Raw genomic sequence first — 13,667 nt, 5'->3', positions numbered from 1 at the left:
AATTTAAATTTTAAACTAATTATATAAATTAAGTAGAATTTTATTTATGCTTTATTTTTAAGCAGAAAAATTTACTTATACATTCGTTTTATATTCATATTAGTAAAAAAATAAAACCATTATAAATAGCTTTATTTCTTTATTTTTTTATTGATTATGGCACCAGTTATATTGATAAGAAGTATTGAAAAAGTTGCTATCCAAATATATGACATTGCTTTTGCTGGCTCATATGCTCTTAAATCTAAATGTGTTTCAATTGCTTGACCAATATGTAATTCGCCTGTTGCGAATACAGAATATGTTATTGAGTTTCTAAAAATTAATTCAAAATAAAACAAACTTAAACTAATGAAGTCATATTTTATAGAAGGAAGAACATATTTTCAAAATATTTGATTATTAGTATAACCAGCAATTTTTAAATTATTTATTACTTCACTATCCAAACTTTCAATTGCTTGAGTCAAATGTTTTGACTTGCTATACATTTCATGGAACCCGATAACTAAAATAACTATTGTTATTGGGTTTGCGAACATTGGTAAAAATAGATATATCAAGACAACACTTGGGATTTGTCTGCATATGATAATTATGCTTTTGCTTATTATTGATACAGGTTTTGTATTGATATTTAAAGGTTGAATTCGTATAAATATCATTGTAAAAATGATACAAATTGACAAGGCAGCTATTGTAAATTGCAATGAATTTCAAACAAGCAATATTGGATTTAGTCTTGGGTCAAGAACACTAAAATTAAAGTGAGAAAAATCAGGTTTAAATAATACTTTTATGAATGTTTTTGTTGCGGATAAGTCAAAAAGTCATATTTTTGTTGTTGCTAATGTGAAAATACTCATTATTGCAAAAAACAAAATTAATAAATTATTAAAGATCTTTCTTATATTGATTGTTTTTGCTAATTTTGTATAAATTTCGAACTTGTATTTGCTATTAAATTTAATTTGTTTAGAATTTGTTTCAAGTAGATATTTTTTAATCAAATAATTAGATAATTCTAGTAATAAAACAAATAGTATTAACACAGTCATCGGAATACCTAATTGGCTATAAAAATTTGTTGTTTTTGCAGCATAATTAATTAATATTCCAATGCCTGGTAGTGACAATGCGCTCAATAATGATGCTCATCTAATATTTGACTCAAATGAATATAAAAACAATGCAATAAGTCGATTTTTGATTCGTGGAATTACTTCATTAATGAATGCTCTATGTTTGCTTTGTCCTTGGTTAATAGCAATGTAATAAGGTTCTAAATCAAATGAGTTAAGCATATCTAAGTAATATTTATGTAATCACAGTCATGTAAATCATATATAAACAGCCAGTAAACTTAATTCATTTCGAAAAACTTTTGTAATGACATTAATAAAAACCAATTCAGGAAAAGCCCTTAAAACTAGCATTAGCACACCTAAAAAGAACGAAAAATATTTATTATTATGCTTAGAAAATGAACCATAGGCGGTGATTAAAGCAAAAATAAAGCCAATGAAAGTTCCTGCAATCGCTACTTTAATAGTTATTCATAAACTTTTAATAGTATCTAGAAATAGATTTGTATACTCATTTGTTAATGAATTTGTTAATCTTGTACTTTTGTTACTGAAAATAAATAAATTTTGAAATTTTCGAGCAACATTTTTAATATTTTCAATTCTTATTGAACTTCAACTGTTGTAAAGTGCTATAAAAATTATTGATATTAATAAAATTGATATTATATGTCAATAAATAGGTCTAATTTTTCAAGATGTTGCTACCCCATTTTTATTGATATATCGATATCTAAAAAAATTAGACTCTTTATTTATTTTTCTATTTTCACAGCTTGTTTTAGTTGTCAAGTTTCAATTTCCTTTGTTTGCATATCAAATAAAATTCTTGTATTTTTAATTGCTATTACTCGGTCAAAATTTTCCTTTATTGAGTCTAAATCGTGTATATTCACTAAAACTGTTTTTCCCTTGTTTGCTAAATTTCTTAGGATTTTTAAAACGAGTTTTGCTGTTTCTTCATCAAGGTTTGATGTCGGTTCATCTGCTAATATTAATTCGCATTTTTTAATTAATAATTTAGCCAGTTCTACTCGTTGTTGCTGTCCACCACTTAAGTCCGAAACACGATAAAATGCCTTATCTAAGATACCCAATTGGTCTAATTTTTCGAAAATTTCAATCTTTTGCATTTTAGTAAGCAAACCAAACACTTTAAAAAATCAATTTTTATAATTTGTTTGAGATTTAGCAACGTTTTGATAAACACTTTCAGATGAAATTAGGTTTGCTTTTTGTGTTAAAAAGCCAATTTTTTGAATTAATTTTTGCTTTTTAGTTTTTTTTAGTTTTGATAAATCTTGGTCAAAAATTTTTATATCGCCATCGTAGTTTAGTGCATTGACTATTAATTTGAATAAAGTACTTTTTCCTGCGCCGCTAGCCCCGATAATAGCAACCATTTGACCTTTTTGGATAGTTAAATTTATATTATTTAATATAGGCCTCTTTTTTGAATATTTTGTTGATACATCTTTAAAATCAATAATATTAGTCATTTTTCGGTTCTTCAATTTCCTTAATTAAATCTAATTTAGTCTCAGCTTGAACTTGTAATTTTATGAATTTTTCAAAATTATCTAAATTTAATGCATAAAACTTATTGTATCCTGTATATTTTCCGTAAAGATTTTCCTCAATACTTAGAGAATTCAATGTTTTGGTCAATAACTCAACTTGTTTATTGCTTAATCCACTACGCCCAATAGCAACATCATATGGTGCTGGGTTTGTTGCGATTAGTACTCTAACAACATCATTATTATTATCATCATAGGGTTTATTTTCCTGATATTTGCTTGTCTTGAAAAGATTGCTATCTTTCTTATTTTTTGTTCAGTTGTATACACCCTCATCATCGAAAGCAATTCTAGGTGTAAATGAATTAGATTCTTTACCAATTTGGTCTTGTGCTTTAGTGCCCTTGAAAATTTCTTTTGCGCCTGATTCAAAATATTCATTAATTTCTTTTATTGTTTTGTTAAAATGGCGAGCAAGCAAGGCAACTTGATATTTATATGACCCAGATTTTGATTTATCTTTAAATATAATTCCATGCTTTACAAATTTTTCTCAATTTTTATCATTTCAATCTTTTGTAATTTCATTTCTTTTGGCTTTATCACCAGAAATGAAAATTACACCTCTATAAACAAAAGTCAATTGATTTGGTTGATAAAAATTAGAATATTTTGACCCATCAAAAGTCAATTTATCTGATTTATGTCAATCTGGATAGTCTACATTAGTTTTTTGTACTCATTCAATATTATTTCTTTGTGCTTGTTGGCGTAATGGGTCAGAATCTTGGCCATCAACGTAAAATAGTGAGTCCTTTGTTTGCCAATTAAATTTTAGAGTACTTGTTTGAGCAATTAGTTTAACATCAAACTCTTTATTAAATTGATTATTTTGTCAAAAATTATTAATATATGTTGTGTAGTTTGCAATATAAATGTCTTTGTTTTTATCGTTGTTTTCTAATTTAGAAAAGTATGAATTTTTGTCATAGTCAACATCAAAACTAAAATCAACATCTGGCAGATTTTTTGTAATTGGATCTGAATCTTTGAAACTTTTAAATCTTGCTTTTAATAACTTAATGAATTGATTTTCAATTGAATTGGGATTTTTGTCATCCTTGAAACCTGGGTTAATTCATGAGTTAACAATTGTTATTTTTGAATCTCATTTTTTTGCAATTTCATCTTTGCTTTCTTTACTTGAAATTGCAGTTGTAGTGCATGAACTTGATGCAAAAATGCTCGCAAGTAAACTTGCGCCAAGCATAAATATTTTTTTCTTAATCATTTTGCTCCTTAATACAAGGGAAGGAATAAATAGTGTTTAGCCACGCATGAATTACCATGATCTGCTAATAGGTATAATCTCAGCCTTTTACAGCACCCTTGTCACTTTAAATTATATCATTATTAATCCATAGATTATAAGTTCAAAAAAAATCATTTTTAATATAATTTAAATATTAATATTAAATAGGAGAACATATGGAAAAAGATAAAGAATTAGACAAAAATTTAATAGAACCTGATTACATTCCTGACGAAGAATTATTTGTAGCCTTTAAAGAAGAACCAACCCCTGAAATTGAAGAAGATGAAGAAGAAATACCACAAAATAAAGAGGATTATGTTGTTCAAAGTCAAATAATTGATCAACCAATTGACGGTTTATTCCCAGTAGACATCAATAAAGAGATGAAAAACTCATTCTTGGAATACGCAATGAGTGTTATTGTTTCACGTGCGCTTCCTGACGCGAGAGACGGACTAAAACCAGTTCATAGACGTATTTTATATGATATGAGTGAATTAGGCATTACTCATTCAACTCAACACAGAAAAAGTGCTCGTATTGTTGGTGATGTTTTAGGTAAATATCACCCTCACGGCGATTCATCTGTTTATGAAGCAATGGTGCGTATGGCACAAGATTTTTCAATGCGTTATCCTTTAGTTGATGGTCATGGTAACTTTGGTTCAATAGATGGTGATGGGGCCGCTGCAATGCGTTATACAGAAGCAAGAATGAGTAAGGTTGCTTCTGAAATGTTGGATGGTATTAAGAAAAATACCGTTGATTTTGTTGATAACTATGATGCAAGCGAAATTGAACCAGTTGTTTTACCATCCCGTTTTCCTAATTTACTAGTTACAGGTGGTTCGGGTATTGCTGTTGGTATGGCAACAAATATTCCACCTCATAATTTGACCGAATCAATTGATGCTACTATTGCTGTCGCAAAAAATCCCGAAATTTCAATTGATGAAATAATGCAATATTTACCTGGCCCCGATTTTCCAACAGGAGCCACAATTTTAGGCACAAAAGGCATTCAAGAAGCATATAAAACTGGTAAGGGTTCAATTCCAATTCGTTCAGTTGCAAAAGTAGAAGAATTCAAAAATGGTAGAAGCCGAATAATTGTTACTGAAATTCCATATGAAATTAAAAAGACCGCAATCATTGAAAAAATTGCTGATTTAGTAAAAGATAAAACAATTGAAGGCATTTCTGACTTAAGAGATGAATCAAACAGAGAAGGCATTAGAATTGTTATTGATGTTAAAAGAAATGCTAATCCATACATTTTATTAAACAAACTTTATCGTCAAACAAACCTACAAGTCAATTACAATGTTAACTTTGTTGCACTTGTTGACGGTGAACCTAAATTGCTTAACATTAAACAAGCAATCGAAGTTTATTTAAAACATCAAGAAGATGTTGTTACAAGAAGACTTAAATTTGATCTTGAAAAAGCTAAAGATAAACTTCACGTTTTGGAAGGTCTTAAAATTGCTGTTGAAAACATTGATGAAGTAATTGCAATAATCAAAAAATCTCGTAATGACGCAGAAGCACAACAAAGTTTAGCACAAAGATTTTCTTTAAGCGAAAGACAAACAAAAGCAATAGTTGATATGCGTCTTGGACGTTTAACTGGCTTAGCAATTGAGAACATGATTCAAGAAATGAATGAATTGATGGCTGAAATTGCAAAAATCGAAGAAATTTTAGCTGATCATGCAAAATTAATTCAATTAATTATTGATGAGCTAACACTAGTTAAAGAAAAATACGGTGATGCAAGAAGAACTCAAATTGATTTTGAAGCTGGTGATAAAATCACTGATGAAGATCTAATTAACAAAAGAGAAGTTGTGATTACTACATCGGCCAAAGGTTATGTAAAAAGAATTGATCTTGAGGAGTATAAAACTCAAAGAAGAGGCGGTGTTGGTGTTACAACAATGAAAACCTATGACGACGATGATGTTGCTTCTTTAATTACTTGTTCAACTCATACTGATTTATTATTATTCTCAAATCACGCTCGTGTTTATAGAATTAGAGCTCACGAAGTTCCAGAATTATCAAAACAATCAAAAGGCGTGCCATTTGTGAACTTGGTTCCAAATTTAAACACAAAAGATGGAGAAATAATTGTTTCAATTCTACCTATAAATGAATATAAACAAACAGAATTCTTATTCACTGTCACAAAATTTGGTGTTATCAAAAAAACCTCACTTGACAATTATCAAACAATTAATGCTAATGGAAAATACGCTTTTAAATTGCGTGATAATGATGAATTAGTTAGGGCGCTTGTTGTTAATGATGAATCATTAATTATGATTGCTAATAATGAAGATCGAATTGTTAAATTTAACTCAAAAGATATTAGACCAATGTCTCGTGTTGCAACTGGTGTTAAAGGAATCAGTCTAGCAAGTGAACAAATTGTTAATTCTGCATCATCAAGTCTTGAGGGTGAATTAGTATTGACAATTGGTTCACAAGGTTTTGGTAAACTAACACACCATGAAGAATTTAGATTAATTAAACGTGGCGGCAAGGGTGTTAAAGGTATTAATGCTAAATCAGCAGGTAACATTGTTTTTGCTCGTTTTGTAAATCCAACTGATGAATTATTAATTATTACCACAAGCGGTCTAACTATTAGAATGCTAATTAAAGACATTTCAACTATTGGCAGAAGTGGTAAAGGTGTTAAATTAATAAACCTAAAAAACAAAGAAAAAATTCAAGCCGTTGAAGTTATTAAGTCGAGCGAGGAAGAAGATGAAGAATCAGCTAAAAAATCTTCTGAACTAATAGATTTAATTAAACAACAAACACAAGAATATAAAGTTGATGAAATCGATGATGAAGAATTCATTGACGAAAATGATGATGAAAATGATTTATTAGCTTAATTGAGGAAATATGAAAGATTTGCTACATCTTTATTCGGATAGATTATATTTCAAAAATGTAACCGAAAAAACCCCTATTAAATACGGATCACTAACGCTTTTAGCCTACTCAATTGATCTCGCACTTAATAAAAATAGCAAAATTTTAGTTACGATTTTAGGAAAAACTCAACATCAATACATACGCAAATTATCAGCTTTTTTGCAAACAAAAAAACACCAAATTTATACCTATGATAAACCCGTATCTTCATCTTTATGAATTGACGAATTAGCCTTTAAAACGAATGAATTAGATTACCTTATTAAGATATTTATTGATTCAAAAAATCAAAATGCTTATATTAAAATATTAGACAAAAATCTCCAATCAATAAACAAAAATTTACTTGAAAAAATTATTCAATCTTACAATGAAAATATGGTGTTCAAATTCGACAGCACCACTGCTCAGTCATTTAACAACATAAAATATCAAACAATTGTAAACTCAAGCACTTCAAAAAGCGGAATTTTAAAACCATTTATTGGCATAAGACAAAGATATAAATCTAAAACTTATTTGTTTCACCAAAATAATTTAAATAGTTTCGAAATATCAAAATCATTACTAACAAATTATCCAAGTGATTTTATCGCCAAAAATAAATCATTGTCAATAAAAAAAATTAAAACATTACTATATTTTTTTGAAGCGTATTTCACTCGTGAGAAAATATCAAGCATAATTCATCAAAACGAAATTGACAAGATAGATATTTTTCTTCGAATCAATAATAAATTCCAACTAATTAATTCGAATTTATTGGCAATGATATATTTAGATTTTTACTTAGAAGAATACAAAAGGGCCCATGTTGATATTTCAAAATTTATTGTCTTAATTCCACACTCAGCCAACAATGGCATTAAGGAATTATTGAGTCAATACAATGTGGGTTGAGAATATTTTGATGAAGCAACATATAAAGATCTGTTGAAAAATTCAAACTATGTTTTTGCATACAATGAAAATAATTTCATAGCTAATCCTAAATACTCAAATGAATTTAATAATCATTACTTTATCACTTGTTTAATTTGAATGATAAATTCATATCTAAATCGAAACAATTTATTGTCGTTTAAGCACAATAGAATAATAGAGTGTTTTGGGCAGTATAAACAAGTTAATTTTCAGAATAAAATAGTTGTTAAAAATATTGACCATTTGATTGAATTTACAAAAGAATTCGTAAAAAATAAACCATTGAAAAATATACAAAATTGTTCTGCGATTTTAAGTTATGAAGATAGTAAGTTTTACCTGTTTAAATTATCAAATTCAAAAAATCACGAATTAATCGTTTATTATGATTTTACCACTGATAAAATCAAGGTTACCACAAACCTTTGTTATGTTTATAAATTCAAACCAGTATTTGCATTTTTTGACACATTCAAAGCTAAAGTTTTAACAAGCAAAATCTTTAAGTTAATAAAAAAATTTTTATCTAAAAAACATAATAATAAAAGTAGAATTTAATATTTTGCTTTTTTTATTTATTCAATATAATTGAAAAGCATATTACAGCAGTTGTTTATAGTGAATAAAATCTATATTCATATTGATTTGATAGTAAACTAGCTGAATGTTGAAATCATTAAATTTAGATCAATAACTAGGAAACAACCCTTTTTATGTTTATGCAAAGAGAGGAAAATTATGAGATATACAGGTCCTGTATTTAAAAAAGCTCGTCGTTACGGTTTTTCTATATTAGAAACTGGAAAAGAATTCTCAAAAGGTAAAAAGAGAACTTATGCTCCAGGTCAACACGGAAACAAAAGAGTTAAATTATCTGACTATGGTCTACACTTATACGAAAAACAAAAAGTTAAATTTGTTTACGGAATGAGCGAAAAACAATTAAGAAAATTCTTTGAGAGATCTACAAAAATTAAAGGTATCTTAGGTACAAACTTAATCCAACTTCTTGAATCACGTTTAGATAACTTGGTTTACCGTGCTGGTTTTGCTAATACAAGAAGACAAGCTCGTCAACTTGTTGCTCACAACCACTTTACAGTTGATGGCAAAAAAGCAAATATTCCATCAATGACAATTAAAGTTGGTCAAGTTATTGCTCTTAAAGAAAAATCACAAAAAAATGTACAAATCCTTGCTAATTTAGAAGCAAAACTAACTGCTTCATGAATTACTTTAAAAGATTTTGCTGCTAAATTAGATCGTCTACCTGAAAGAACAGAAGTATTACCAGAAATTAAAGAAAACTTAGTTGTTGAGTTCTATTCAAAATAGTTAAATAGAAAGTAGGAGAAATAATGAAAAAAGATATTCACCCACAACATAACAGAGTTAATGTAGTTTGCTCTACATGCAACACAGAATTCTCATTTGGTACTACTAAAACAGCTATTTCTGTTGACGTTTGCTCAGGCTGCCACGTTGCATATACAGGTGACAGAGCTAAAACAAAAGCAACAGGTATGATTGACAAATTCAATCAACGTCTTGCAAAATCAAATCAAAAATAATTTGTATTTTTGTGAATAAATCCCATTAGGGATTTTTCTTTTTCAATTGAAAAATGAATATATATGTAAAACAACTTGTTTTAGCACTCAAAGCATTAAAATGCTAATTTATGGTATAATTCAAATATGAAAAATAGTCTGGACTTTTCTTTAAATGATGAGAAAAATAAATTTCTTAAATTAGCTATTGAACTTTATATTGAAACTGGCCAACCTGTTGGTTCAAGTACATTAATCGAACGCTACAATATTGACTGCTCAAGTGCTAAAGTTAGATACATTTTGCAAGAATTAGAACAACTTGGCTACCTTGAAAAAATACACACATCAAGCGGTAGAGTTCCTTCGATTATGGGTTATCAATATTATGCATCGAATTTGGTTGTTCATGATACTCAAACATTAAAGGAAAAAATTAAAGATATTTTTGCTAAAAGACGCGCAAATGTTGAAGATACAGTTAGAGAGGCTTGCCAAGTTATCTCAGACACAGTTGGTATTACACTTGTAACAAGTGAAACCAACGAATCGGCAACACTAAAAAGTATTCAATTAGTTCCTTTGACAGAAAATGATGCAACAATTGTTTTGGTAACTTCTTTTGGCGAGGTTAGCCATCGAACTGTTAGTTTAGACACAAGTAAATGTGATATGAATGACTTGCGAATCGCTATTAGAATATTTAAAGAACGTTTAATTGATGTGCCAATTTTAAAACTGCGCCAAACAGCTGATAGTTTAGCGCCAATATTGGCTTCACAAATTAAAAATTATGAAACCATTTTAGAAAGCATGGTTAATAATGTATTTGATTTTGAACTTAAAAATAAAAATGTTGTTTATGGCAAAGATAAAATTGTTTTAGCTGATGAAATATCGCGCCCAGATCTAAGTAAAATACTTTATTTGATTGAGAATCAATCAATATGACAAACAATTGAAAATGGCATTGAAGATGATTCAAATTTAAAAATTTCAGTTCGCCCTGATCATAGTTCAATTATCACTAAAAAAATTAATGATGAGGGCAAAATTAAAGAAATTAGTCTTGTTGGTTCAAATAGAATGGACTATCAAAAATCAATGGCAGCTATCAAATTATTAGAAGACTTAATAATTGACAAAAAATAGGAGTTTTATGAGTAAATTAGAAGTTAAAAATGGCGATATAATGCGTTTAGATATAAATGCGTTTTGTGACAATAAAACTATTGGTGAATTTTCTCCCAAATCAATTGAAATTACAATTGGAGAAGAAAAAATAGTTACTGGCTTTGATCAAGAAATAATTAAAAGTGGATTACTAAAAAAATATAACTTTCATTTAGATCTTTCTTCTATAAATCCTGATTACAAAAAGGTCAAATTTGAAGTTATAAACAAATCTTTTAATCACATTAAAAAATTAAGAGAACAAGAACTAAAAGCACAATTAATTAAAAATAATCTTGAAGCACAAAAAGAATTAATATTATTGAAGCAAAAATTCAATGCACTTGAAAATATCAATGAAACATTAAAAGATAAAGTTCGTAATTTAACTAATGAATTAAATGAAGGAAAAAGAATAACTGTTCCTCAAGAAGAAATCGATAAAATCAAATTGTATGCTTTGCAAAAATTCTTTGAAGATTTTTCAAATCCATATTCTACTTTTAAATTAGCAGTTGAATCCGGCGCGCAAAGCAATGACCAATCTGTAAAAACATATGTAGGTGGATTTACAATGTTACTAAATATGCTTGAATCTGTTTTCTCAAAACATGGTTTAGTAATTGAAAAACCAAACATTGGTGATGATTTTGACCCTAAAACTCAAAAAGCTATTGATTTTGTGATTGATAATGATGCAGAACCGGGTAAAATTGCAAAAATAAACTCAGATGCATACTTATTAAACGGCAGAGTAATCAAATATGCTTTAGTAGTTTTAACTAAGAAAGGGGAATAATTTAATAAATTATGTTTAAAAAAGCAAGCAAAGATGCGTGAAATGTTGTTAAAAGAGGCAACATGTTCATGCTTGCAATTGGTCTTTTATTAGGGGCGGCGTTTAACGAATTAGTTAAATCATTGGCAAATGACATTATAATGCCACCAATTGCAAAAATGATTGGTACTCAAAGTTTTGAAAAATGAGAATGACAGGGCATGTTGATTGGCAAGTTTTTAGGGGCTTTAATTGCCTTTCTAATAACTGCAACAATTATTTACATATTTTTAATGATTGTGTTCTTAATTAGAGGTTCTATAATTGCTTGAAAAAACAAAAGAAAACCAGCCGAACCCGAAAAATTACCTGAACCAACTACTGAAGAATTGATTTTGGAAGAACTTAAAAAACTTAACGAAAAACTTAGTAAATAACAACGCAAAAAAGCGTTGTTTTTAATATTTTTTTACTTTTTCAACGTAATTTAAATTGAAGAGATTAATTTATGCTGGGAGGTAAATTTGAAAAAACTAACTGAAAAGCAACAAGCAAACATTTATGGTGGAGCCGCAACATTAGCTGTTATTGGCACACTGGCTCCAATTGTTATTTCGGGAATTACAGCGATTGCACATATTATAAAAATGTTTACTAGCAGGTCTGGTGAAAATAAAATTGGCACAAGTGCTGTAAAATGAAATAATGACCCAACTAAAGCTGAAATAAAACCAGTTATTGAAACTAGAACAATTTATGTAAGTTACTAAATATATTTTGATTTTTAAGCTTTTGGTCTATAATTCAAATGTTACTTTTGTAACCATTCTGAACAGGTTAACAAGCGCATAAAATGCCACCTTAAAGATGAGCCACAAAAACAGGAGATTAATAGACATGTTAGCTATTATTGAAACTGGAGGCAAACAAATTTTAGTCAAAGAAGGGCAAACCATTTTCATTGAAAAAATTGAAGGTGAAGAAGGCTCAAAAGTTAAATTTGACAAGGTTTTACTAGTTGGAGATAAAATTGGTAAACCATATCTTGAAAAAGCTTATGTTGAAGGAGTAATCCAAAAACAAGGCAAAAGCAAAAAAATTATTGTATACCGTCACAATGCCAAATCAACTCACAAAAGAAAACTTGGACACCGTCAACCTTACACACGTGTTGAAGTTCAAAAAATAGTAGGTTAATTCAATGGCACACACGAAAGCCGGTGGTTCTACCAGAAACGGTCGTGATAGTCGCGGCCAAAGACTTGGCATTAAGTTAGGTGATGGACAATACTGTACAGCAGGGTCAATTATTTTCCGTCAAAGAGGAACAAAAATTTTCCCAGGCACAAACGCAGGTATTGGTAAAGATGATACAATTTATGCTTTAATTTCAGGATATGTAAAATTTGAAAAACGTAGAAATCGTACATATGCCTCTGTATATGAACAAAGAGTTGTTACACAAAAAAACAACTAATTTAAGCCGGAATTAATCCGGTTTTTTTATATTTTTTTCCTTTTTTTAATTGATCTTACATTTTTTCATATTGATTATTAGGAGGCTAAATGAACGATATATTATTGTACTTTTCATACATAAACAAAGGAAACAACTACGAAATATTCAAAGATTTAATCAAAAAGAAAAAAGTCACAGAATCACAAATAATTCAAATTAAAAAAATTTTAGAAAGTGCTAATTTAAAATATATAACAGTCTTTGACAAAGAATACCCAGAAGCATTTAAAAAACTTAAGTATGCACCATATGTAATTTATTATCGAGGGGATTTAAATATATTAAATAACCCTTTAGTTTGCATGACTGGTGATGTAGAAAATATGGCAACAGAAAAATATTTGGACAATTCATTCGATTCAATGAGTAAACAATTTAATTTGGTTACAAGTGACTTCACTAAATTTGACCGAAAGATTGCTAAAATGTTTAATTTAGTCAATAAAGGTGTAATTCATATTTTAGCAAGCGGGCATAAATATTTAGCAAAAGAATTGGAGAATGATTTAGATTTATTTATTTCACAATATCCACCAGATGTAAATCCAAAATATATAAGATTTAAGGAAAGAAATGCGCTAATATCTGTTTTAGCTGACAATTTGGTTATTTACGGGTCCAAGAATGCCTCGGGCATAATAAATTTAGCTAATTATTTTGTTGAATTAGGTAAAGAAGTGTTTTGTTATCCAAGTGTTGATTTAGAGGATGGTAATAATTATTTACTAAAAAATGGCGCAAATTTAATAACACACGTAGCAGATTTAATGAATTACAATTAAAATTTAAAATTGTTATTTATGTACAAAAGTTTATTTATAAAATTTTAAATAATTAGTACAATTTTAATC

Annotated in this window: 14 protein-coding genes; 11 read left to right on the top strand and 3 right to left on the bottom strand. The window is 28.5% G+C overall.

The window, feature by feature from the left end:
* Positions 1-131: 131 nt before the first annotated feature.
* Genes EXC34_RS02940 through cypl form a run of 3 tightly spaced genes read right to left on the bottom strand, consistent with a single transcriptional unit; the run spans position 132 to position 3,896 of the window.
* Entirely contained in the window at positions 132-1,877 is a 1,746-nt protein-coding gene (locus EXC34_RS02940) for an ABC transporter permease subunit (RefSeq protein WP_129687837.1), read from the bottom strand.
* Positions 1,841-2,584 (bottom strand): phosphonate ABC transporter ATP-binding protein, encoded by a 744-nt coding sequence (locus tag EXC34_RS02935; protein WP_004421503.1) that lies wholly within the window; start codon positions 2,582-2,584, stop codon positions 1,841-1,843. Before EXC34_RS02935 ends, EXC34_RS02940 begins: the two co-directional genes overlap by 37 nt.
* Positions 2,577-3,896 (bottom strand): ABC transporter thiamine pyrophosphate-binding lipoprotein p37/Cypl, encoded by a 1,320-nt coding sequence (gene cypl, locus EXC34_RS02930; RefSeq protein WP_129687836.1) that lies wholly within the window; start codon positions 3,894-3,896, stop codon positions 2,577-2,579. The genes EXC34_RS02935 and cypl overlap by 8 nt, the downstream gene beginning before the upstream one ends.
* A 197-nt stretch (positions 3,897-4,093) precedes the next feature.
* Between cypl and gyrA the strand changes: the two genes are divergently transcribed.
* The 11 genes from gyrA to EXC34_RS02875 all read left to right on the top strand — a co-directional run bounded on the left by gyrA (position 4,094) and on the right by EXC34_RS02875 (position 13,598).
* Positions 4,094-6,829 carry a DNA gyrase subunit A gene (gene gyrA / locus EXC34_RS02925; protein ID WP_129687835.1) on the top strand — a complete coding sequence of 912 codons (2,736 nt, stop codon included), beginning with the start codon at positions 4,094-4,096 and terminating at the stop codon, positions 6,827-6,829.
* 10 nt (positions 6,830-6,839) lie between these two features.
* Positions 6,840-8,354, top strand: coding sequence for an MAG5620 family putative phospho-sugar mutase (locus EXC34_RS02920; protein WP_129687834.1), 1,515 nt, complete (start codon positions 6,840-6,842; stop codon positions 8,352-8,354).
* A 177-nt stretch (positions 8,355-8,531) separates the two neighbouring features.
* On the top strand, positions 8,532-9,131 hold the full coding sequence (rpsD, locus tag EXC34_RS02915) for a 30S ribosomal protein S4 (protein ID WP_129687833.1): 600 nt from the start codon (positions 8,532-8,534) through the stop codon (positions 9,129-9,131).
* A gap of 23 nt (positions 9,132-9,154) precedes the next feature.
* Positions 9,155-9,367, top strand: a complete 213-nt coding sequence (gene rpmE / locus EXC34_RS02910) for a 50S ribosomal protein L31 (RefSeq protein WP_096387019.1) — start codon at positions 9,155-9,157, stop codon at positions 9,365-9,367.
* A gap of 126 nt (positions 9,368-9,493) precedes the next feature.
* Entirely contained in the window at positions 9,494-10,498 is a 1,005-nt protein-coding gene (gene hrcA, locus EXC34_RS02905; RefSeq protein ID WP_129687832.1) for a heat-inducible transcriptional repressor HrcA, read from the top strand.
* Between the two features lie 7 nt (positions 10,499-10,505).
* The gene (locus EXC34_RS02900; protein WP_129687831.1) at positions 10,506-11,318 is read left to right on the top strand and encodes a nucleotide exchange factor GrpE; all 813 of its coding nucleotides are present in this window, start codon (positions 10,506-10,508) and stop codon (positions 11,316-11,318) included.
* A gap of 11 nt (positions 11,319-11,329) precedes the next feature.
* A complete protein-coding gene (locus tag EXC34_RS02895; RefSeq protein WP_129687830.1) occupies positions 11,330-11,734 on the top strand; it encodes a large conductance mechanosensitive channel protein MscL in 405 nt (134 codons plus the stop codon).
* Between the two features lie 87 nt (positions 11,735-11,821).
* Positions 11,822-12,067: a hypothetical protein gene (locus tag EXC34_RS02890; protein ID WP_004421512.1), complete on the top strand. Its 246-nt coding sequence runs from the start codon at positions 11,822-11,824 to the stop codon at positions 12,065-12,067.
* Between the two features lie 127 nt (positions 12,068-12,194).
* Positions 12,195-12,494, top strand: coding sequence for a 50S ribosomal protein L21 (gene rplU / locus EXC34_RS02885; RefSeq protein ID WP_004421513.1), 300 nt, complete (start codon positions 12,195-12,197; stop codon positions 12,492-12,494).
* 4 nt (positions 12,495-12,498) lie between these two features.
* Entirely contained in the window at positions 12,499-12,774 is a 276-nt protein-coding gene (gene rpmA / locus EXC34_RS02880) for a 50S ribosomal protein L27 (RefSeq protein WP_004421514.1), read from the top strand.
* Between the two features lie 89 nt (positions 12,775-12,863).
* Entirely contained in the window at positions 12,864-13,598 is a 735-nt protein-coding gene (locus EXC34_RS02875) for a DNA-processing protein DprA (protein WP_129687829.1), read from the top strand.
* Positions 13,599-13,667: the final 69 nt, after the last annotated feature.

Origin of the sequence: Mycoplasmopsis bovigenitalium, from assembly GCF_900660525.1 — a bacterium.
In the GTDB taxonomy this organism is placed as follows: domain Bacteria; phylum Bacillota_I; class Bacilli_A; order Mycoplasmatales; family Metamycoplasmataceae; genus Mycoplasmopsis; species Mycoplasmopsis bovigenitalium.
This window is presented reverse-complemented; position numbering and strand designations above follow the sequence as displayed.